19 protein-coding genes and 1 tRNA gene are annotated in these 20,287 nt (G+C 71.0%); 11 read left to right on the forward strand and 9 right to left on the reverse strand.

Going from position 1 to position 20,287, the window contains the following annotated elements; translation table 11 throughout:
* Positions 1 to 113 precede the first annotated feature (113 nt).
* Both GGR66_RS19540 and GGR66_RS19545 read left to right on the forward strand, forming a co-directional pair.
* Positions 114 to 971: a PA4780 family RIO1-like protein kinase gene (locus GGR66_RS19540; RefSeq protein WP_184450029.1), complete on the forward strand. Its 858-nt coding sequence runs from the start codon at positions 114 to 116 to the stop codon at positions 969 to 971.
* 612 nt (positions 972 to 1,583) lie between these two features.
* The gene (locus tag GGR66_RS19545; protein ID WP_184450032.1) at positions 1,584 to 2,543 is read left to right on the forward strand and encodes an alpha/beta hydrolase; all 960 of its coding nucleotides are present in this window, start codon (positions 1,584 to 1,586) and stop codon (positions 2,541 to 2,543) included.
* 398 nt (positions 2,544 to 2,941) lie between these two features.
* On the opposite strand, the gene mnmG is transcribed toward GGR66_RS19545, so the two are convergent.
* The gene (mnmG, locus tag GGR66_RS19550; protein WP_184450034.1) at positions 2,942 to 4,831 is read right to left on the reverse strand and encodes a tRNA uridine-5-carboxymethylaminomethyl(34) synthesis enzyme MnmG; all 1,890 of its coding nucleotides are present in this window, start codon (positions 4,829 to 4,831) and stop codon (positions 2,942 to 2,944) included.
* A gap of 509 nt (positions 4,832 to 5,340) precedes the next feature.
* Positions 5,341 to 5,862 (reverse strand): hypothetical protein, encoded by a 522-nt coding sequence (locus GGR66_RS19555; protein WP_160968700.1) that lies wholly within the window; start codon positions 5,860 to 5,862, stop codon positions 5,341 to 5,343.
* 164 nt (positions 5,863 to 6,026) lie between these two features.
* On the opposite strand from GGR66_RS19555, the gene GGR66_RS19560 reads away from it, so the two are divergent.
* The 4 genes from GGR66_RS19560 to GGR66_RS19575 all read left to right on the forward strand — a co-directional run bounded on the left by GGR66_RS19560 (position 6,027) and on the right by GGR66_RS19575 (position 9,698).
* The gene (locus GGR66_RS19560) at positions 6,027 to 6,986 is read left to right on the forward strand and encodes a pyridoxal-phosphate dependent enzyme (RefSeq protein WP_184450036.1); all 960 of its coding nucleotides are present in this window, start codon (positions 6,027 to 6,029) and stop codon (positions 6,984 to 6,986) included.
* Complete coding sequence (locus tag GGR66_RS19565) at positions 6,971 to 7,585, forward strand: YdcF family protein (RefSeq protein ID WP_160968696.1); 615 nt, start codon at positions 6,971 to 6,973, stop codon at positions 7,583 to 7,585. The genes GGR66_RS19560 and GGR66_RS19565 overlap by 16 nt, the downstream gene beginning before the upstream one ends.
* A gap of 53 nt (positions 7,586 to 7,638) precedes the next feature.
* On the forward strand, positions 7,639 to 8,067 hold the full coding sequence (locus GGR66_RS19570; protein ID WP_184450039.1) for a ketosteroid isomerase-related protein: 429 nt from the start codon (positions 7,639 to 7,641) through the stop codon (positions 8,065 to 8,067).
* A 116-nt stretch (positions 8,068 to 8,183) separates the two neighbouring features.
* Entirely contained in the window at positions 8,184 to 9,698 is a 1,515-nt protein-coding gene (locus GGR66_RS19575) for a glycosyltransferase family 39 protein (RefSeq protein WP_184450040.1), read from the forward strand.
* Here GGR66_RS19575 and bioC read toward each other — a convergent pair.
* The 6 genes from bioC to bioB form a co-directional block, all read right to left on the reverse strand.
* Positions 9,666 to 10,556, reverse strand: a complete 891-nt coding sequence (gene bioC / locus GGR66_RS19580; RefSeq protein ID WP_184450042.1) for a malonyl-ACP O-methyltransferase BioC — start codon at positions 10,554 to 10,556, stop codon at positions 9,666 to 9,668. The genes GGR66_RS19575 and bioC overlap by 33 nt on opposite strands.
* 126 nt (positions 10,557 to 10,682) lie before the next feature.
* Complete coding sequence (locus GGR66_RS19585; protein ID WP_184450044.1) at positions 10,683 to 11,465, reverse strand: SDR family oxidoreductase; 783 nt, start codon at positions 11,463 to 11,465, stop codon at positions 10,683 to 10,685.
* 662 nt (positions 11,466 to 12,127) lie between these two features.
* The gene (gene bioH / locus GGR66_RS19590; protein ID WP_184450046.1) at positions 12,128 to 12,889 is read right to left on the reverse strand and encodes a pimeloyl-ACP methyl ester esterase BioH; all 762 of its coding nucleotides are present in this window, start codon (positions 12,887 to 12,889) and stop codon (positions 12,128 to 12,130) included.
* Positions 12,890 to 12,936: 47 nt separating this feature from the next.
* A complete protein-coding gene (locus GGR66_RS19595; RefSeq protein WP_184450048.1) occupies positions 12,937 to 13,284 on the reverse strand; it encodes a hypothetical protein in 348 nt (115 codons plus the stop codon).
* The gene (gene bioF, locus GGR66_RS19600) at positions 13,281 to 14,486 is read right to left on the reverse strand and encodes an 8-amino-7-oxononanoate synthase (protein WP_160968682.1); all 1,206 of its coding nucleotides are present in this window, start codon (positions 14,484 to 14,486) and stop codon (positions 13,281 to 13,283) included. The genes GGR66_RS19595 and bioF overlap by 4 nt, the downstream gene beginning before the upstream one ends.
* A 105-nt stretch (positions 14,487 to 14,591) precedes the next feature.
* Positions 14,592 to 15,635: a biotin synthase BioB gene (gene bioB, locus GGR66_RS19605; RefSeq protein ID WP_160968680.1), complete on the reverse strand. Its 1,044-nt coding sequence runs from the start codon at positions 15,633 to 15,635 to the stop codon at positions 14,592 to 14,594.
* Between the two features lie 49 nt (positions 15,636 to 15,684).
* On the opposite strand from bioB, the gene GGR66_RS19610 reads away from it, so the two are divergent.
* Together GGR66_RS19610 and GGR66_RS19615 are read left to right on the forward strand one after the other, a co-directional pair.
* Positions 15,685 to 16,416: a ComF family protein gene (locus GGR66_RS19610; RefSeq protein ID WP_184450050.1), complete on the forward strand. Its 732-nt coding sequence runs from the start codon at positions 15,685 to 15,687 to the stop codon at positions 16,414 to 16,416.
* A 233-nt stretch (positions 16,417 to 16,649) separates the two neighbouring features.
* Positions 16,650 to 17,156 (forward strand): preprotein translocase subunit SecD, encoded by a 507-nt coding sequence (locus GGR66_RS19615; RefSeq protein WP_184450051.1) that lies wholly within the window; start codon positions 16,650 to 16,652, stop codon positions 17,154 to 17,156.
* A gap of 254 nt (positions 17,157 to 17,410) precedes the next feature.
* Here the strand turns inward: GGR66_RS19615 and ubiA are convergent, their stop codons facing one another.
* Complete coding sequence (ubiA, locus tag GGR66_RS19620; protein ID WP_184450053.1) at positions 17,411 to 18,313, reverse strand: 4-hydroxybenzoate octaprenyltransferase; 903 nt, start codon at positions 18,311 to 18,313, stop codon at positions 17,411 to 17,413.
* 311 nt (positions 18,314 to 18,624) lie between these two features.
* Here ubiA and GGR66_RS19625 point away from each other — a divergent pair.
* The 3 genes from GGR66_RS19625 to GGR66_RS19635 all read left to right on the forward strand — a co-directional run bounded on the left by GGR66_RS19625 (position 18,625) and on the right by GGR66_RS19635 (position 20,141).
* Positions 18,625 to 18,701, forward strand: a tRNA-Arg gene (locus GGR66_RS19625).
* 378 nt (positions 18,702 to 19,079) lie between these two features.
* Positions 19,080 to 19,913, forward strand: a complete 834-nt coding sequence (locus tag GGR66_RS19630; protein ID WP_184450055.1) for an alpha/beta fold hydrolase — start codon at positions 19,080 to 19,082, stop codon at positions 19,911 to 19,913.
* Positions 19,914 to 19,937: 24 nt separating this feature from the next.
* Positions 19,938 to 20,141 (forward strand): hypothetical protein, encoded by a 204-nt coding sequence (locus GGR66_RS19635; protein WP_160968670.1) that lies wholly within the window; start codon positions 19,938 to 19,940, stop codon positions 20,139 to 20,141.
* The last annotated feature ends 146 nt before the right edge of the window (positions 20,142 to 20,287 follow it).

Raw genomic sequence — 20,287 nt, forward strand, 5'->3', positions numbered from 1 at the left:
CCGTGGCCGTCACTCTACTCCGCCGGCGCACGCCGGCGCTGCGATTGTTTGTCGACGGGCGCGGCGCGGGGGTGGGCCATAATCCCGGCTCCACCCCAAGGTGCCCGTAGCTGATGAAGATCCCCCCGAGCCTGCAGCCGCTGATCGACGATGGCGTCATCGACGGCGTGCTGCGCCCGCTCAAGAGCGGCAAGGAGGCCGCGGTCTACGTGGTCCAGGCCGGCGACGACGTGCTCTGCGCCAAGGTCTACAAGGACATGGCGCAGCGCAGCTTCCAGGCCCGCGTGCAGTACCAGGAAGGGCGCAAGGTGCGCGGCAGCCGCCAGGCGAGGGCGATCGGCAAGGCCAGCAAGTTCGGCCGCCGCGAGCAGGAAGCCGCGTGGAAGGACACCGAGGCCAACGCCCTGTACCAGCTGGTCGATGCCGGCGTGCACGTGCCGCAGCCGCGCGGCTACTTCCATGGCGTGCTGCTGATGGACCTGGTCACCGATGCCGACGGCCAGAGCGCGCCGCGGCTGGGCGAAGTCGAGCTGGAACCGGCGCAGGCGGAGGCCTTCCACACGCAGCTGGTCGGCGACGTGGTGAAGATGCTGTGCCTGGGCCTGGTCCATGGCGATCTGTCCGAATACAACGTGCTGGTCGGCGCCGATGGCCCGGTGGTGATCGATTTCCCGCAGGTGGTGAGCGCCGCCGGCAACAACGCCGCCCGCACCATGCTGCTGCGCGACGTGCACAACCTGCGCGACTGCCTGGGCCGCTTCGCGCCCGAGCTCAACGCCACCCATTACGGCGAGGAGATGTGGGCGCTGTACGAGAAGGGCACGCTGCGCCCGGACAGCGTGCTCACCGGCCGCTTCACCTTCGATACCCGCCGTGCCGACGTACGCGCGGTGCGCGCCTCGATCGAGGACGCGCGGCAGGAAGCCATCATTCGCCAGCAGGGCCGTGAGGCCGCCGAGCAGGACGACTAGGGCTGTCATTCCTCCCACGAGCATGCCGCGCCGTAAACGAGCATGTGGCCCAGTCTCTCTGCCTGGGCGACCGCATGCAGCAGCCCCACGGCCGCTTGCAAGGCGCTCATGGCCTCGGCGAGGCTGAACGCATCGGCTGATCTGCTCAATCGGGGCCTGTGCGATTGCACCGAATCCAATATCGCCACGGAGCCACAGGCGCGCGACCGTGCCCTTCGGCTGGGGCTGATCAACGCGCCGCCGACACAGCGCGGCGTGACCGGACGCCAAGCGGGCGCTGCGACTCACAACGCCAGCGGACGCTCGCCAACCTCGACGCGGCGCACCTGGGAATCGGTGGCACGCCGTGGCGCGAGCCCCATTCGCGCACGCCCATGCTGCGCTGCAATGCGGCGGCGGTGCAGGTGCGATACCGGCCAGCGTGTGCCGCAAGCCGCGTGAAGCCTTGCCACGCCTGCATTGCGCACACCTCTTCGCCACCGCGACCGGCCGCCTGCCGTTGACCCGCCAAGCGCCGTGATGGTCGTTCCATTTCGCTTATTTGCGAAAATGGTTATCGGCAATAACAATTTGGCCGACGCCGCTTGTGCAGCCGCCCCGGGAGGGCCACCCATGTATTTCGATCCAGACGTCGTCCGTTTCTTCGCCCTGGCGCAGCAGTCCGGGCAGCCACCGATGGAGGAACTGCCCTTGCCCGAGGCGCGGGCGATGATGCGTGGCGTCGCTGCGCAGTTCGGTTTCGCGCGTGTGGAAATGGCAGAGGTCCGCGACCTGCAGGCGCCGGGTCCGGCCGCGCCGATTCCGCTGCGTCTGTACCGGCCGCACGGCCTCGACGCAGGCCCGGCGCCGACCTGCCTCTACGCGCATGGCGGCGGCGGCGTGGTCGGCGACCTCGACTCGCACGACGACGTGTGCCGACAACTGGCAGCGCGTGCCGGCTGCCAGGTGCTGGCGGTGGACTACCGGCTGGCGCCCGAGCATCCGGCGCCGGCCGGCATCGAGGACGTGATCGCCGTGTTGCACTGGTTGGCCGCGCACCCGGGCGAGGTCGGCGCCGATGCGCAGCGCCTGGCCATCGCCGGTGACAGCATGGGCGGCGCCCTGGCGGCGAGCGCCGCGCTGGCCGCGCGCGATGCCGGCATCGCCCTGCGCTGCCAGATCCTGATCTATCCGCTCACCGACGTGCGCCCGGACAATCCCTTCCCCTCGCGCGTACACAACGCCGGCATCCCGCCGCTGACCGAAGCGGCGATGCGCTTCTTCGACAATCAGTATCTGCCCGACCCGTCGCTTGGGTCGGACTGGCGCATCTCGCCGGTGGTGGCGCCGGACGTGGCCGGCGTCGCCCCGGCGCTGGTGGTGCTGGCCGACCGCGACGCGCTGCACGACGAAGGCCTGCACTACGCGCAGCGCCTGCGCGAGGCCGGCGTGGAAACCCTGGTACGTGTCCACCCCGGCATGATCCACGGCTTCATCAACATGGGCAGCGTGATGCGCGTGGCCGGCGAAACTCTGGACCTGGCGGCGCTGTTGCTGCGACAGCGTCTACTGCCGGTGGTCGTCTGGGACTGAATGCCGCACGGCGCGATCGCAATGCATCGCGCCGTGTACCGCCCGCATGCTGTAGTAGCGGCTTCAGCCGCGGCAGGCGTTAAGGGAACCTGTCGCGGCTGAAGACAGGGGACTCCTAACGATGCACGGTCGGTTGCCGGCACGGACCTGTCGAACTGCTTGTTCTGGGAGGGACTTCGGACCCGAGCGCTCCGAGGTCCGATCGCCGGCCCACTCCGCTCGTCGCGGCTGAAGCCGCTCCCGCAGGTGCGGCACTCGCCTTGTCGGAGGACTGCACTGTGGGAGGGACTTCAGTCCCGACGACGGCGGGTGTCAGTCGGCTTTCGGCTTCGCTTGTCGCGGCGGCATGACAGTGGACGCCGACGCGAATGCCGCGGGCGATGCGCGTCCGGGGCAGATCACGCCACCCGGCTGCGCCGCGCCCGTTCCAAGTGCACCAGCAGCAGCGAGATCGCGGCCGGGGTCATGCCGGGGATGCGCTGCGCCTGGCCTACGGTCTGCGGACGCACGCGCTCGAGCTTCTGCTGCACTTCGGCCGACAGCCCGCGCACCTGCGCGTAGTCGAACGTGGCCGGGATCGGGGTGTCTTCGTGGCGCTGCTGGCGCGCGATCTCTTCGCGCTGCCGGTCCAGGTAGCCGGCGTACTTGATGCCGATCTCCACCTGCTCGGCCACCTGCGTATCGGCCACGCCGGGGCCCAGCGACGGCACCCGCATCAGCGCGGCATAGTCCAGCTCGGGGCGCTTGATCAGGTCCAGCACATTGGTTTCGCGGCTCACCGCCACGCCCAGCGTGGCCGCGACCTCGCGGCCCAGCGCGTTGCCCGGCGTGGCCCACAGCGCGCGCAGGCGCTCGTTCTCGCGTGCCACCGCGTCCTGCTTGGCCTGGAAGCGCGCCCAGCGCGTTGCATCGACGATGCCCAGGTCGTGGCCGATCCCGGTCAGGCGCGCGTCGGCGTTGTCCTCGCGCAACTGCAGCCGGTACTCGGCGCGGCTGGTGAACATGCGGTACGGCTCGCTGGTGCCGTGGGTGATCAGGTCGTCGATCAGCACACCGATGTAGGCCTGGTCGCGGCGCGGCGACCACGGCTCCAGCCCGCGCACCTGGCGCGCGGCGTTGAGGCCGGCGATCAGGCCCTGCGCGGCGGCTTCCTCGTAGCCGGTGGTGCCGTTGATCTGCCCGGCGAAGAACAGCCCGGGCATGGCCTTGGTCTCCAGCGAGGCCTTGAGCCCGCGCGGGTCGAAGAAGTCGTATTCGATGGCGTAGCCGGGGCGGGTGATGTGGGCGCGCTCGAAGCCGCGGATCGAGCGCACCAGCTCCAGCTGCACGTCGAACGGCAGCGAGGTGGAGATGCCGTTGGGGTAGATCTCGACCACGTCCAGGCCTTCCGGCTCGACGAAGATCTGGTGGCTGGCCTTTTCGGCGAAGCGCACCACCTTGTCCTCGATCGAGGGGCAGTAGCGCGGGCCGATGCCCTCGATCTGCCCGGTGTACAGCGGCGAGCGGTCCAGCGCGCCGCGGATGATGGCGTGGGTGCGCTCGGTGGTGTGGGTGATCCAGCACGAGACCTGGCGCGGATGCTGGGCGACCTCGCCCAGGAAGGACATCACCGGCAGCGGATCGTCGCCGGGCTGTTCCTCCATCGCCGTGTAGTCCAGGCTGCGCCCGTCGATGCGCGGCGGGGTGCCGGTCTTGAGCCGGTCCACGCCGAAGCGGCCATCGCGCAGCGCCTGCGCCAGCGCGGTGGCCGGCGGATCGCCGGCGCGGCCGCCGGCGTACTGGGTCTGGCCGATGTGGATCTTGCCGGCCAGGAAGGTGCCGGCGGTCAGCACCACCGCCGCGGCCTCGAAGCGCAGCCCGGTCTGGGTCAGCACGCCGCGCACGCGCTCGCCGTCCATCACCAGGTCGTCCACCGCGGCCTGGAACAGGGTCAGGTTCGGCTGCGCCTCGACCAGGCGCCGGATCGCGCTGCGGTACAGGTTGCGGTCGGCCTGGCAGCGGGTCGCGCGCACCGCCGGGCCCTTGGAGGCGTTGAGGGTGCGCCACTGGATGCCGGCCAGGTCCGCGGCCTGGGCCATCGCCCCGCCCAGCGCGTCGATCTCCTTGACCAGGTGGCCCTTGCCGATGCCGCCGATGGCCGGGTTGCAGCTCATCGCCCCCACCGTTTCCACGTTGTGGGTCAGCAGCAGGGTGCGCGCGCCGGCACGCGCGGACGCCAGCGCCGCCTCGGTGCCGGCATGGCCGCCGCCGATCACGATCACGTCATAGCGGTAGAAGGAGTCGCTCATCGGGGTCTCGTCGGCCGGCGCGGGACCGGCAGCAGGGGGCCGCAGGCGGGATCGCCCAGGGCGGGAACAGGAATTTTAGCGGTTGCATCACAAATTGCAGATCCGGGCCTCAAGTTGGCACGCAATCTGCAGATATTCCCACTGCACCCAACGTGGCAATGCGTCAGGGGCGTATGACTGGAATTGGAACAGGGGCCAGTCACGCGCACGTTGGGGGAGCTGGGGGCCGGTAGTCGGGGGACTACCGGCCCTTTTTTATGCCCGTCTTTCGCGCATCGCCGGCGCCGCGCCAGCAACGGCAAGGCCCCAACGCGAAAAGCCCCGGCGAACCGGGGCTTTTCGTTGTGAGGCGCCGACGCCCGACAGGGCCGGAACAGGGGGGATCCAGATTTCCCTGTCGGACATCGACATAGACGGTGGGGTCGACCCCTTCGGGTCATAAAGCGACGCAGACGGTCACCCCGTAGGACGTAGAGTGCGTGCTGGGACAGGCGAACGCAAGCCCTTTCTCAGGGTTCGAGTGTGCGACGTGTCCCATTGCTGCGACCCATATTGCCGGGGCGCGGCGCCGGCGGACGCTGCATGCCTTCCGGACGCTGCATCGCTGGCCGCGCCGGCTGCATGGACTGCGGCCGTGGCGCCGAATTCAGCGCGTCCGGACGGCGCAGGCGATCCATGTCGCGCCAGGGCGAGGGCACCCGACCGCCCACGCTGGGCGGCGGCGGCGGCGGGCGCGAACCACCGTCGTCCGGCCGCGGACGCGGCGGCGGGCGGTGACGCGGGCCGTCGTAGCCACGGTAGTAGTAATACGGCACGCCATACCCGTAGTAGCCGTAGTACGCCGGGCCGTAGCCGTAGTAGGGCACCGCCCCGTAGGGCGAGTAGTACTCGGAGTAACCGGCCGGATAGCGGTATTCGACCGAGGGGGCGCCACGGTAGTAGCCACCGTCGCCGCCTCCGGCGTAATCGTAGGTGGCGCAGCCGCCCAGTGCGGCCAGCAGTCCAGCGGCGCAGATCAGGCGCAGTTTCATGGCGTTTGCCCTCCAGCAGGCTGGCTGACAGGTTCGGTCCGTGGCATTGAATCCCCCCTTAACTTCATCGGCTGCACTTGAACGCTTAAGTTGCGCGCAACGGCGGCGAACCGGCACGGTTGGCGGACGCTGCACGTTGGCGACGATACGCTACCCTTTCGCGCATGGTCTCACGTTTTCTGCCCGAGTTCGGCGACGTCCTGGCGGCCGCCGCACGCATTGCCGCGCACGCGCGGCCGACCCCGGTGCTGCGCTCGCGGGCGCTCGATGCCGCCACCGGCGCGCAGCTGTACTTCAAGGCCGAACACCTGCAGCGCGGCGGCGCGTTCAAGTTCCGCGGTGCCTGCAACGCGGTGTGGGCACTTGACCCGGCGCAGGCGAAGCGCGGCGTGGTCACCCACTCTTCCGGCAACCACGGCGCGGCCCTGGCCCTGGCCGCGCGCACCCGTGGCATCGGCTGCCATGTGGTGGTGCCGGAGGGGGCGGTCGCCGCCAAGCTCGCCAACATCGCCCGCCACGGCGCCACGCTGTGGCGGTGCGCACCGAGCATCGCCGCGCGCGAGGCGCTGTGCGCCCAGGTGCAGCGCGACACCGGCGCGACCCTGGTGCATCCCTATGCCGATCCGGCGGTGATCGCCGGGCAGGGCACCGCCGCGCTGGAACTGCTGGATGCCAGCGGCGGGCTGGATCTGCTGGTGGTGCCGGTCGGCGGCGGCGGCCTGGCCGCGGGCAGCCGCCTGACCCTGTCGGCGCGGGCGCCGCAGGCGCAGCTGCTGCTGGCCGAGCCGGCCGGCGCCGCCGACACCGCGCGCTCGCTGGCTGCCGGCGAGCGCCGTGTGGACATGCAACCGGACACCGTCTGCGACGGCCTGCGCGGCAGCCTCGGCGAACCCAACTTCGCCCTGCTGCACGGCCATGCCGAGGTGCTGGTGGTCGAGGACGCGGCGACCGTGGCGGCGATGCGGCTGCTGTGGCAGGTGCTCAAGCAGGTGGTGGAGCCGTCCTCGGCGATCGCCCTGGCGGCGGTACTGGCGCAGCCGGCGCGCTTCGCCGGGCGCCGGGTGGGGGTGATCCTGTCCGGCGGCAACGTCGACCTGGACGCCTTGCCGTGGGGCGCGGCATGAGAGCGCGGGGTGGCTTCCGCTGGCTGCGCTGGCTGCTGCGCCTGGCGGCGTTGCTGGGGCTGTGGCTGCTGGGCGTGGCGATCTACATCGTCTGGGTCGGCGACCGCGACCAGGCGGCGCCGGCCGACGCGATCATCGTGCTCGGCGCGGCGGCCTACGACGCCAAGCCCTCGCCGGTATTCGAGGAGCGCATCCGCCACGGCCTGGACCTGTACCAGCGCGGCTACGCGCCGACCCTGATCTTCACCGGCGGCTTCGGCAACGGCGCGCGCTTCGCCGAGTCGCAGGTGGCCCGGCGCTACGCGCTGCGCCACGACGTGCCGGCCGACGCGATCCTGATCGAGACGGTGTCGCGCACCACCCGGCAGAACCTGATCGAGGCGCGCCGGCTGATGCGCGAGCACGGCCTGCACCGGGTGATCGTGGTCAGCGATCCGCTGCACATGGCGCGGGCGCTGCGGCTGTGCGAGGAACTGCAGATCGACGCGCTGGCCTCGTCGACGCCGAGCAGCCGCTTCCGCAGCTTCCAGACCCGCTGGCGCTTCCTGCTGCAGGAGCTGTACTTCTTCCATCGCGACCTGCTGGAGCAGGCCGCCTGAGCGCGGCAGCGAGACCGTATGATGGGCCTTTCCACGGCCCGAGGGCGGCAGCCATGAGCAACCACGGAGTTCCTGCGCAGGATCAGGCCATCGCCCTGGTCCAGGCCTATTACGCCGCGTTCAACCGCGGCGACTGGGACGGCATGCTGGGTATGCTCAGCGACGACGTCGCCCACGATCTCAACCAGGGCGCGCGCGAGATCGGCAAAGAGGCGTTCGCCGCCTTCCTGCAGCGCATGAACGCCAGCTACCGCGAGCAGTTGCAGGACATCGTGGTGCTGGCCGCGCAGGACGGTCGCCGCGCCGCGGCCGAGTACGTGGTGCACGGCGAATACCACCACACCGACACCGGCCTGCCGGAGGCGCGCGGCCAGCGCTACGTGCTGCCGGGCGGGGCGTTCTTCGACATCCGCGACGGCAAGATCGCCCGGGTCAGCAACTACTACAACCTGGAAGACTGGATCGCGCAGGTCTCCGCGTGAGTCGCGCGCCGGCCTGAAGCCGGCGCGTTCGCGCTGTCGCAGAACTGTCCGCCGGCGGTCATCTGCGGCCGCAGGCGCCGCGGCTATGGTCGCCGCGCCGACCGAGAGGACTGCCGATGCGCGCGCTGCTTCGTTCCCCGGCCGTCGCGGTGGCGCTGCTCGCCTGCACGCTCGCCCTGGCCCTGCTGGGCATGCGCGGGATCTGGGACGCCGACGAAGGCCGTTACTCCAACGTCGCGCTGAACATGCTGCACAGCGGCGACTGGCTCACGCCCCGGCGCAGCGAGGACGTGGCGCACTGGACCAAGCCGCCGCTGACCTACTGGGTGATCGCCGCCAGTGTTGCCGTCTTCGGGCCGTCGCCGTGGGCGGCGCGGCTGCCCTCGGCGTTGGCGTACCTGCTGTGCGTGCTGTTGGTCTGGCGCCTGGCCGCGCGGCTGTTTCCCGAACGGCCCGAACTGCCGGCGCAGGCGGCGCTGCTCTACGCGACCATGCTGGCGCCGTTCGGCGCGTCGCAATGGATTTCCACCGACTTCCTGCTCGCCGCCTGCGAGACCCTGGCGGTATGGGCCTTCGTCGAAGCGCGGGCGCATCCGCCCGGCCAGGGCAAGCGTTGGATCGCGGCGATGTGGGCCGGCTTCGCCCTGGCGTTCATGACCAAGGGCCCGCCCGGCCTGCTGCCGCTGCCGGCACTGTTGCTGTTCAACGCGGTGACGCCTGGGCCGCCGCGGCGCGCGCTGCAGATCTCCGGCATCGTCCTGTTCGCGGTGTTGGCGCTGCCCTGGTATCTGGCGGTGATCCACGGCCATCCGGGATTGCTGCAGTATTTCGTCGGCGACGAGGTGGTCAAGCGTGTGGCCAGCGACGCGTTCGGGCGCAACGCGCAGTGGTACGGCTGGGCGGTGGCGTATGCGCCGATCCTGGTCCTGGGCACGCTGCCGTGGACGCCGGCGCTGGCGCGCTGGGCCTGGCAGCTGCCGCAGCACCTGCGACAGTGGTGGCGCGATCCTGCACTGCGCCTGCAGCAGGCCGCGCCGCTGCTGCTGACGCTGTGGCTGCTGGTGCCGCTGCTGGTGCTGTGCCTGTCGCGCTCGCGGCTGCCGCTGTACGTGCTGCCGCTGTTCGTACCGCTGGCGCTGCTGGCGGCATGGCAGCGCGCGCAGGAGGGGCGCGTGCCGTGGCGCTGGCCGTGGCTGCTGGCGTGGTGCGCGTTGTTGCTGGCGCTCAAGCTGGCGCTGGCGCTGCTGCCCACACACAAGGACGCCGGCGCCTGGGCGCAGGCGATCGCCCAGCGTGCCGGCGCACCGGTGCGCGAGGTGGTGTTCGTCGAAGACATGGCGCGCTACGGCCTGCGCCTGGAACTGGGCGCGCAGGTGCGCAAGATCCGCCTGGATCCATTGCCCGATGCGCCGCGCTTCGGTCCCGAGTACGACGCCGACCTGGCGACGCTGCTGCGGCAACCACGTGCCGGCCGCGTGTGGGTGTGCAAGGAGGTGGCCTGGCCGCAGGTGGCCGAACGCATCGCCGTAAAGGGTATGCACGCGCAGGCGCTCGGTGCGCCCTACCAGGGGCGGGTGCTGTTCCGGGTGCGGCCCGGCTCAGTCGCCGCGGCGGCGGATCGGGATCGCTGACAGCGGCACCGCGGCGATCTCGCCGCCGCCCTCGCGGATCGGCGCACCCGGCGGCGGCGCCCAGGCGTGCGCGTAGATCACTTCCCAGGTGCTGGGCAGGGTGCCGTCGGCGCCGCGCAGCGGCTCGTAGGCGGCGGTGGCGGCAGCGAACCGGCCACGGCCGGTGAGGGTATGGCGGCGCGCCTGCAGCGCGTTGGTGGCGCCGATCGCGCGCAGTTCGCGCATCAACGCGGCGAGGTCCGGGTAGGTCAGGTTGAACACGTCGCGGTCCAGCACCGGATCGCGGAAGCCCGACAGCATCAGCGCATCGCCGAATTGCGCGATCGGCGCGAAGCGACTCACGTGCGGCGTGGTCCGGTCGGCCTGGGCGAATGCCTCGCGCAGTTCGATCAGCGTGTCCGGGCCGAAGCTGGAACACAGCAGCAGCCCGCCGGGCTTGAGCACGCGGCGGAACCCGGCGAACACCGCCGGCAGGTCCTCGACCCACTGCAGGCACAGATTGCTGAAGATCACATCGACGCTGTGCTCGGCCAGCGGCAGCGCGCGCGCATCGGCGCAGACGCGACCGAACGGCTTCCACCAGCCGGCCTGGCGCTTGGCCTGCTGTAGCATCGGCAGGGCCTGGTCGAGCGCGATCACCTGCGCGCGCGGCCAGCGCTTCTTCATCGCCGCGGCGGCATGCGCCGGGCCGCTGCCCACGTCCAGCACCACCTGCGGGACGCGGTCGCCGAGGTAGTCCAGCGATTCCAGCAAGCGCCCCTGCACCTCGCGCTGCAGCGCCGCGGCGGCGTCGTAACTGGCGGCGGCACGCGCGAACGCGCGGCGGATGTGCTGGGAGTCGAACGCGGAAGGATCCATCCGCGCATTATCGCCGCCCGCGCCGCGCTGCGGCCAGTTGTGGCGTCTGCATCACCGCGTTCTGCGCACGCGCCGCCAATCTCGGCTTACGAATCCCCCCACTCCCGAATCCCCAATCCCGGCTTTTCAGAACGTCCCCGGATAGCTGCCGCCGTCCAGCAACAGGTTCTGTCCGCTCAGGTAGCCGGCCTGCGCGCTGCACAGGAAGGCGCAGGCCGCGCCGAACTCCTCCGCGGTGCCGAAGCGCCCGGCCGGAATCTGCCGGCGCTTGCGTTCGGCCAGTGCGGCGGGGTCGACACCCTCGCGCTGTGCGGCGTGGGCGATGTTGCCGCGCAGGCGATCGGTGTCGAACTGCCCCGGCAGCAGGTTGTTGATGGTGACGTTGTGCGCCACCGTGCGCCGCGCCAGCCCGGCGACGAAGCCAGTGAGGCCGGCGCGCGCGCCGTTGGACAGGCCCAGGCTGTCGATCGGCGCCTTCACTGCGGCCGAGGTGATGTTGACGATGCGGCCGAAGCCGCGCGCCTGCATCGCATCGACGGTGGCGCGGATCAATGCGATCGGCGCCAGCATGTTGGCGTCGAGCGCGCGCAGCCAGTCCTCGCGTTCCCACTCGCGGAAATCGCCGGGCGGCGGACCGCCGGCGTTGTTGATCAGGATGTCGACCTGTGGGCAGGCGGCCAGTGCGGCGGCGCGTCCGGATTCGGTGGCGATGTCCGCGGCCACCGCGACCACCTCGCCACCGCCGTCGAGCGCGCGCAACTGCGCCGCGGCCGCATCCAGCCCGGCCTGGCCGCGCGCCACGATCGTCACGTGGACGCCTTCGCGGGCCAGCGCCTGCGCGCAGCCCAGTCCCAGCCCCTTGCTCGCGGCGCAGACCAGCGCCCACTTGCCGGCGATTCCCAGGTCCATGCGTGCACTCCGGTTCGAAGAAGTCACGATCATCGGACATCGGCGTTGCGGCGGCCAGCGGAGCTGTGTGAAATAAAGGGTTGTGTGCCATACAGGCAAATGCGAAAGCGGCTTTGCGGCGATGCGTTTGGCTGCCATGCGTCGCGACTGAAGTCGCTCCTACAGGGGGGCGAGCTTTCGTCTTCCGAGATCATATGTACGCCGATGAACAAAGACGATCGGCTGTCGTCGCTACAGCGTTGTGTTGCGCGCCGCGCACGTGACCACGCGTAGGAGCGGCGTGATCGTTGGCGATCTGATGACGGCGTCGGCGGGCGCAGGATGTCCGTCGTTAGTTGCTGCGCGGCCGTGGCGGACGCCTGTGCCTGCATGGTGCTGCGTGCTGCGATGTGGGAGCGACTTCAGTCGCGACGCGATTGGCGGGCCGGCGTCGCGACTGAAGTCGCTCCTACACTGGAACTACCTTTTGCTTCCCACGAGTACGTGATCCAGGCGGACCACGCGGATGATCGCCGCTGCGACGCGGCCCGTGGCGCAGCGCACGGGACGCGCGTAGGAGCGGCTTCAGCCGCGACGGGCTTGGCCGAGCATGCCTATCGCGGCTGAAAGCCGTACCTACGCCGCGATCGCGGAACGCGCGCGGCGTACGCGGCGCGACGCCGCTAGTCCAGCGTCCCCAGAAATCCGCGCAGCGCTTCGGCGACGGTGTCGGCATGGCCGAGGAACGGGGCGTGGCCGCCGCCGGCGATGGTCAGCGCGCGTGCGTTCGGCGCCAGTGCCGCGGCGGCCTCCATGCCCGCGGGCGGGACCAGGCGGTCGCGTTGGCCGCCGATCCACAGGCTGGGTACGCGCAGGCCGGGGAGGGCGCGGCGCAGGTCGGTGCGTTCCAGCAGGGTCAGCCCGTCCTGCAGCACGTGCGGGTCGGGGGCGCCGCGGGCGTCGAGCGCTTCGCGCAGGGTGCGCAGTTCGGCGCGGGCGTGCGCCGAGCCGAGCGTGTCCAGTGCCAGGAAGCGCTCGAGGGTGCCGCGGTAGTCCTCGGCCAGATCGCGGCCGAACTGTTCGAACACCTGCGGCTCCACCGCGTGCGGCCAGTCGCTGCCGCGCACGAAGCGTGGCGTCGCCGCGAGCATCGCCAGCCCGCGTACCTGCGGTTGCGTGGCGGCGGCATGCAGCGCGAACAGTCCGCCCAGCGACCAGCCCAGCCACACCGCCGGCGGCGTGGCCGCGGCGATCGTGCTGACCACATGCGGCAGCGCCAGCGGCGTGTCGTCGCCGCGGCTGTGGCCGTGCCCGGGCAGGTCCACCAGATGCAGGCGGTACTGCGCCGACAGGCGCTCCACCAATGGCGCGAAGATGCCGCCGTTCAACGCCCAGCCGTGCAGCAGGACCAGGTCGGGGCCCTGCCCCAGGGTGTCGATATGCATCGTCGTCGGTCGTCGCGAAGAAACAGGAAGGCGTGTCGGCTGCCGCGTCAGTGCGTCGCGCGCTGCGCCAGCACCTGCGGCAGCAGCAGGTGCCACTGCCGGCGCGGATAGTCGCGGGTGCGCCAGGCCGACCAGCGGTGCACGCCGCCGCGGCATTGGATCGCCGCGCTCAGCCAGTCGCCGTCGATGCCTTGCCAGGCGCCGGCCGGCGTCAGCAGGTTGGGCGCCAGCCGCGGATGCACGTCGTCGCGCAGCATCTGCCAGAGCGCGTCGGTGGTGAACGGCGAGGCGGCGAGCACGGCGGCGATGTGCGCATGGCGGGCGTCGACCGCATCGTCCAGGTACAGCTCCGACAGCGCCTCCCAGATCTTGCGTTGTGCGGTGTCCTCGCTCACGCCGGCAGGCCGGGCGGATGCGCGGCCACGCGATCACGGGCCAGCGCCAGCGCATCCAGCAGCGCCTGCACCTGCGCCGGCGTGTGCAGGGCCGACAGGGTCACGCGCAGCCGCGATTTGCCTTCCGGCACGGTCGGTGGACGGATCGCCGAGACCAGGTAGCCGGCCTGTTCCAGCGCCGTCGACCACGCCAGCGCGGTGCGCTCCTCGCCGCACAGCAGCGGCTGGATCGGCGTGTCCGAAGCCATCAGTTCCAGGCCATGCCGGCGTGCGCCGCCACGGAACAGGGCGATCAGTTCGACCAGGCGTTCGCGCCGCCACTGGTCGCGCCGCGCCAGCTTGACTGCCGCCAGCGACGCGGCGGCCTGCGCCGGTGGCAGCGCGGTGGTGTACAGATACGGCCGCGCGGTTTCGGCCAGGTGCCGGATCAGCGCCGCATCGCCGACCACTGCGGCGCCGTAGCCGCCCAGCGCCTTGCCCAGGGTCACCAGTTGTAGCGGAACGTCGTCCACACCCAGGCCGGCCTCGGCGACGCTGCCGCGCCCATGCGGGCCGACCACGCCAACGCCATGCGCGTCGTCCACGTACAGCAGCGCCTGCTGCGTGCGTGCCACCAGCGCCAGCGAGCGCAGCGGGGCGACGTCGCCGTCCATGCTGAACACGCCATCGGTGGCCAGCATCGCCGCACCGTCGGCGGCGTGCTTGAGCTGGCGCATCGCGCCTTCGGCATCCAGGTGCGGATAGCGGCGCAGGCGGCAGCCGGCCAGGCGGCTGGCGTCGAGCAGGCTGGCGTGGTTGAGCCGGTCCTGCACGCACACGTCTTCTTCCTCGCTCAACAGCGCCTGCTGCACCGCCAGGTTGGCGATGAAGCCGCTGCCGAACAGCAGCGCCTGCGGATAGCCGAGCCAGTCGGCGATCTCGTGTTCCAGCGCCTCGTGCAGCGCGTGGTGGCCGCACACCAGGTGCGAGGCGGTGGCGCCGGCGCCCTCGCGCGCGGCCGCGTCCTGCAGCGCCGCGACCACTTCGAACTGCTGGGCCAGACCCAGGTAGTCGTTGCTGCAGAAGCCGGTCAGCCAGCGGCCGTCTACCTCAAGGCGCACGCCGTCGCGGCGGCCGACGCTGCGGCGCACGCGCAGGCGCCCCTGCGCTTCGCGCAAGGCGCGTGCGGACTGGATGCGGTCGTGCAGGTCGGGACGGGCCATGGGCGCGGGACGGGCAACTGGCCGGTTAGCGTAGCGCGTCCCCGGCCGGGCCGGGCGCCGCCGGCGATGGACGGCCGGATCGGCGGACGGACGCGCGGGGCGGGCTCAGACCAGGGCGGCGGCGATCGCCGGCGTGGGCTGGGCGGTGATGTCCGCGTGCACGGTGCCGGGGTGGTCGTGCGCGTCGGCGTCCACCGTCACCTGCATCGGCCGCAGCCCCAGCCGCGCGAACAGGGCCTGGTCGCGCTCGGTGTCCGGGTTGCCGGTGGTCAGCAGCTTCTCGCCGTAGAAGATCGAGTTGGCGCCGGCGCAGAAGCACAGCGCCTGCAGTTCGTCGCTCATGCTCTCGCGCCCGGCCGACAGCCGCACCATCGCCCGCGGCATCGCGATGCGGGCAACGGCAATCGTGCGCACGAACTCGAACGGGTCGAGCTCGACCGTGCCGTGCAGCGGGGTGCCGGCGACCTGCACCAGGCGGTTGATCGGCACCGAGTCCGGATGCACCGGCAGGTTGGCCAGCGCTTGCAGCAGGCCGGCGCGCTGGTCGCGCGACTCGCCCATGCCGACGATGCCGCCGCAGCAGGTCTTCAGGCCTGCGTCGCGGACGTGGGTCAGCGTGTCCAGGCGGTCCTGGTACTGGCGGGTGTGGATGATCGAGTCGTAGAAATCCGGCGCGGTGTCCAGATTGTGGTTGTAGTAGTCCAGCCCGGCCGCCTTCAGCGCCTGCGCCTGGGTGCCGTCGAGCATGCCCAGGGTGGCGCAGGTCTCCAAGCCCAGCGCCTTCACCTCGCGGATCATCTCCGCCACCTTCGGGATGTCGCGGTCCTTGGGCGAGCGCCAGGCCGCGCCCATGCAGAACCGCGAGGCGCCGGCGGCCTTGGCTTGGCGCGCCTTGTCCAGCACCGCCTCGGTGCTCATCAGCTTCTGCGCTTCCACGCCGGTGGCGTAGCGCTGCGCCTGCGGGCAGTACGCGCAGTCCTCCGGGCAGCCGCCGGTCTTCACCGACAGCAGGGTGGACACCTGCACCTGTGCCGGATCGAAGTGTTCGCGGTGCACGGCGGCGGCGCGGTGCAGCAGTTCCGGGAACGGCAGATCGAACAGGGCAAGCAATTCCTGGCGTTGCCAGTCGTGTCGGACGACAGCGGACATGGGGGTTTCCTGACGGTCAGCGGCTGGGAAAGCGGGCAGTCTGGTGAGCATGCAAAGTCCTGTCAACTTCACGGTGGCCGGCTTGGTTGACGGTGGCTGGCGGTGGCTGCAGCGCCGCCTGCTGCCGGAACGCTGCCTGGTCTGCGGGGAGCCTGGCGTGCCGGGCCTGGACCTGTGTGTGGCCTGTTGCCAAGGCATGCCCTGGAATGCGGCGGCCTGCTGCCGCTGTGCGCTGCCGTTGCCGGCGCTGGATGCCGAGCAGGTCTGCGGCGTGTGCCAACGCCGGCCGCCGCCGCTGGAGCGGGTCGCCAGCGCCTGCGTGTACGCCGCACCGGTCGATGGCCTGTTGCGCCGCTTCAAGTTCCACCAGGACCTGGCAGCCGGGCGGTTGCTCGCCGCGCTGCTGCAGGCACGCTGCGCGGCGCTGCCGCGGCCGCAGGCGCTGCTGCCGGTGCCGCTGCATCCGGCGCGGCTGCGCCAGCGTGGCTACGACCAGGCGCTGGAACTGGCGCGGCCATTGGCGCGCGCGTTGGCGCTGCCGCTGTGCCTGGAGCTGCAGCGGGTGCGGGCGACCGCTGCACAATCCGAACTGGATGCCCGCGCGCGCCGGCGCAATCTGCGCGGTGCGTTCGCGGTGCCGGCGTCGGCGGTGCTGCCGGCGCATGTGGCGCTGGTCGACGACGTGATGACCACCGGCGCGACCCTGCACGCCGCGGCACAGGCACTGCGGCGTGCCGGCGTCGCCCGGGTCGATGCCTGGGTGGTGGCGCGGGTGCCGTGAGCGTGGCGCCTCTGTCGCGCGCGTGGGTGCAGGCGGCTGGGCTCAGCTGGAAGGCGCCCGGGGCGGGACGCGTTGCGTGCCGTGCAAGACAACCGGTACGCGCCGCGTCGCGCGCGAATCGGCCGACGCGCTGCAGCGGCGGTCTCCGCCAGGCGCTTGTGCCTGTGCGTATGAACGGTCGGCAGACGCACGCGGCTTTATGATCGTGACGACCTCAACGAAAGGAGCTTGCGATGCGCTGGATGGCTTTGGGTCTGTCGATGGCGCTGTGTGTCTTCGGTACCACCGGGTGTGGAGACGGCAAGGCGCCGGACGCCGCCGATGCCAGCCCGGTCAAGGCGAAGATGGAATGGCGCCTGGTCAGCCACACACCCGCGCCCGACTATGCCCAGGCCGACTACCACGGGCAGCCGGTGTACCTGGCGCCGCAGCCGCTGCTGGTCGTCGAGAATGCGGCGACCGTGGCGCCCGCCGACAACGGCGATGGGCAGCCGGCGCTGGATCTGCGCTTTCCTGGACACGGCCAACGTCTGACCCAGGCCACCGAGCAGAATGTCGGCAAGCCGATCGCGCTCTTGGCCGACGGACGGGTGCTGACCGTGGCCACGATCATGGCGCCGTTGCCGGGCGACAGCCTGCGTATCAGCGGGCTGCAGGACGTGCAGGAACAGCAGCGGGCGTTCGCGCTGTTGACCCGCGCGCCGGCCGCGGATGCGCCAGCGCAGGACGGCAAGCGCTAGAACGTGCCGGTGCGATGAGGCGCGGCGGGATGCCGCGTCGTTCTCCGGTCCTGCGTGGGACGAACCGCTGGCCTGGCTGGAGATGGGCACTGACTGGGCGTCACGATGTCAGCATTGCGCGTCGGGGCGAGCCAGCATTTTGCGAGGCCGCGGCCGGCGCGGCGCATCGCCGCTGACTCGCGATGGCCTGGCGCGAGAGTCGGCCTGCGCAGGGCAGAGTTTCAGAGCGCGCTGCGCGTGGGCGACGACAGACCCTAGGCCGCGCGGAACGCCAGCGCCGCGGCGATGCCGGCGAAGATCGCCAGGCCGACCCAGTTGTTGTGCAGGAAGGCGCGGAAGCACGCCGCGCGTTCGCGGTGCCGGGCCATGCGGAACTCGGCGGCCACCAGCAGTGCCGCCACGCCCAGGCCGGCCCAGTACCACACGCCCAGGGTGGCGCGGTGGCCGACGAAGGCGAGCGCGACGAACATCAGCGCGTACAGCACTCCCTGGATGACCAGGTCCAGTTCGCCGAACAGGATGGCGGTGGACTTGGAGCCGGCGCGCAGGTCGTCCTCGCGATCGACCATCGCATACCAGGTGTCGTACGCGGTGGCCCACAGGATATTGACCGCGTACAGCAGCCAGCCCAGCGCCGGCACCTCGCCGCGGATCGCCGCGAACGCCATCGGGATGCCCCAGCCGAAGGCCATGCCCAGGTAGACCTGGGGCAGATAGGTGTAGCGCTTCAGGTAGGGATAGCTGGCGGCCAGGAACAGCCCGACCACGCTCAGGCCGATGGTCAGCGCGTTCATCGTCAGCACCAGCGCGAACGCCACCAGCATCAGCACCGCGAACACCGCCAGCGCCTCGCGGCCGCTGACCGCGCCGGTGGCCAGCGGCCGGCTGCGGGTGCGCTCGACCTGCGGGTCCAGCCAGCGGTCGGCGTAGTCGTTGATCACGCAGCCGGCCGAGCGGGTCAGCCACACCCCGGCGGTGAACACGCACAGGGTCCACAGCGGCGGCACCCCATCGGCGGCCAGCCACAGCGCCCACCAGGTCGGCCACAGCAGCAGCAGCACGCCGATCGGTCGGTCGCCGCGCAGCAGCTTCCAGTACTGGCCCAGGCGCGCGCGCGGCGGCAGCGCGGCAGGCGTTTCGTAACGTTCGTAACCCATCGCGCAAGGGTAGCAGCCGTGCCGTGTGGGCGGCAGCACGCGATGCTGCTGCGGTGGTGTGCGCTGCCGCGCCTGGGGCTGGCGATGGTGGGGCCGAGTGGGCGCCGGGCTGGCGTCCGCCGTTGCGCCGATCATGCAGGCAGACGACGCTGCGCGCGCTTTCAGCGCCGAGGGCCTGGTCGCCAGGCTTGGCGCGATGCCAGGCGGAGCGGGGTGCGGCGAGCTCAGCGGCCGGTCCGGGAAGGCGTATCGCTGGCCAGGGCGCGTGGGGGAGACGCGGCCGGCGAATGTCGTTAGAATGCGCGTCCGTTGCGCCCGTAGCTCAGCCGGATAGAGTAGTGGCTTCCGAAGCCATTGGTCGGGGGTTCGAATCCCTCCGGGCGCGCCAACTCAGTACCGCACTGCATGCTCTGCTCGCATGGCGGTTTCCGGCGACCGATCGCCGATGCCGCGTGTCTTCCCCGCTGGCCGCGATGACTGCCTCGACCCAGAAGCGCCGGAACTGGCATTGCCCGGCTGGCAGGTCGCGAGCGGAGGGCGCCGCACCGGGTTCCACCGAGCATCGGCCTGACGATCCGGTTGCTGGGCCGACAGGCGGGCCAGCGTCGCCACGCCTGCGTCTGCAACACCGCTATCGTATGCGCATGCCTGCACCCATCTTGTTGCTTCCCGTGTCCGCGCGTGTTGCCCGATATCGCAGCACGGACGCCGACACTGACGGCTTTCGCCCGCGCGCCAGGTCTGTTCCGTCGAGAAGCGCAGGGGCATGACCAGTCCGCGGACGCCCTTGCCCAAGCCTGAGGTGCGCCGGCTCGGCGCGGATGATGCGCTGGCCTATCTGCGGGTGGGCGAGGGCGCGCCGGTATTGCTGGTGCACGGGGCGCTGTGCGACTACCGCTACTGGTCGCCGCAACTGCGCGGCCTGGCCGATCGCTTCCAGCTCAGCGCACTGAGCCTGGGCCAGTACTACCCGCGGCTGCCCTCGGCATCGCGACATGCGTTCGGCTGGCGCTGGCATGCGCAGCAGCTCGCCGCCTTCATCGCCGAGGAAGCGCGACCGGTGCATCTGGTCGGCCATTCTCGCGGCGCCGCCGTGGCCTGGCAGGCGGCGCTGCTGCGGCCGGATGCCATCGCGAGCCTGACCCTGTTCGATCCCGGCGGCCCGCAGCCGCAGGGCCTGCCAGCCGAGGTGCAGGCGGTCCGCGCGAAGGCGATCGCGCTGCTGCAGAGCGGCCAGGTCGAGGCGGGCCTGGAATGCTTCGTCGATTCGGTCAGCCAGCCCGGCGCCTGGGCGCGCAGCAGCGCGAGTTTCCGACAGATGGTGCGCGACAACGCGCAGACCCTGGTGCCGCAGATCGGCGATGCACTCCCGGCGTACCGGCCCGAGCAGGCCGCCACCCTGGCGATGCCGGTGTTGCTGGTCGCCGGCGAACGTAGCCCGGCCCAGTACCGCGACAACGCCGCCGCGCTGGCGGCCTGGCTGCCGCAGGCGCGCCATGAGGTGCTGGCCGGGGCGTCGCACGGCATGACCTTCACCCATGCGCGCCGTTGCAACGCGTTGATCGCCGATGCGGTGGCCGCGGCCGATCGGATGCTTTGAGCCTCTGCTCACGAATACCGCGGCGTGGAACAACTTGCGCTGGACGATTATTTAGACAGGAAGCGTGACCGGCGGATTTTTATGCGCGGCAGGTCCGTTCTTATTGCGAGCGAAGAGTATGGGCAATCTTTTTGCGAGTTGCGCATTGCCTCGGTTCGCCTGTCAGAAACTGGTTATAAATCGGACGATCGCGAGCATCGATTGAAGCGCCGCGCACTGTCACGATGAGACGTCCGTTACAGGATCGAAGTATTTAAAGATGAAGCATTGACAGCCGAAAAGGCGGGAATAGATGTTCGTCGAACACGATATCGCTGCACTGCACAAGGCGACGTCGTGTTCCACGCATTTCATCAGCTGCAGTTGCTACTTGC

This window comes from Xanthomonas sp. 3498 (genome assembly GCF_014199795.1).
GTDB classification, from domain to species: domain Bacteria; phylum Pseudomonadota; class Gammaproteobacteria; order Xanthomonadales; family Xanthomonadaceae; genus Xanthomonas_A; species Xanthomonas_A rydalmerensis.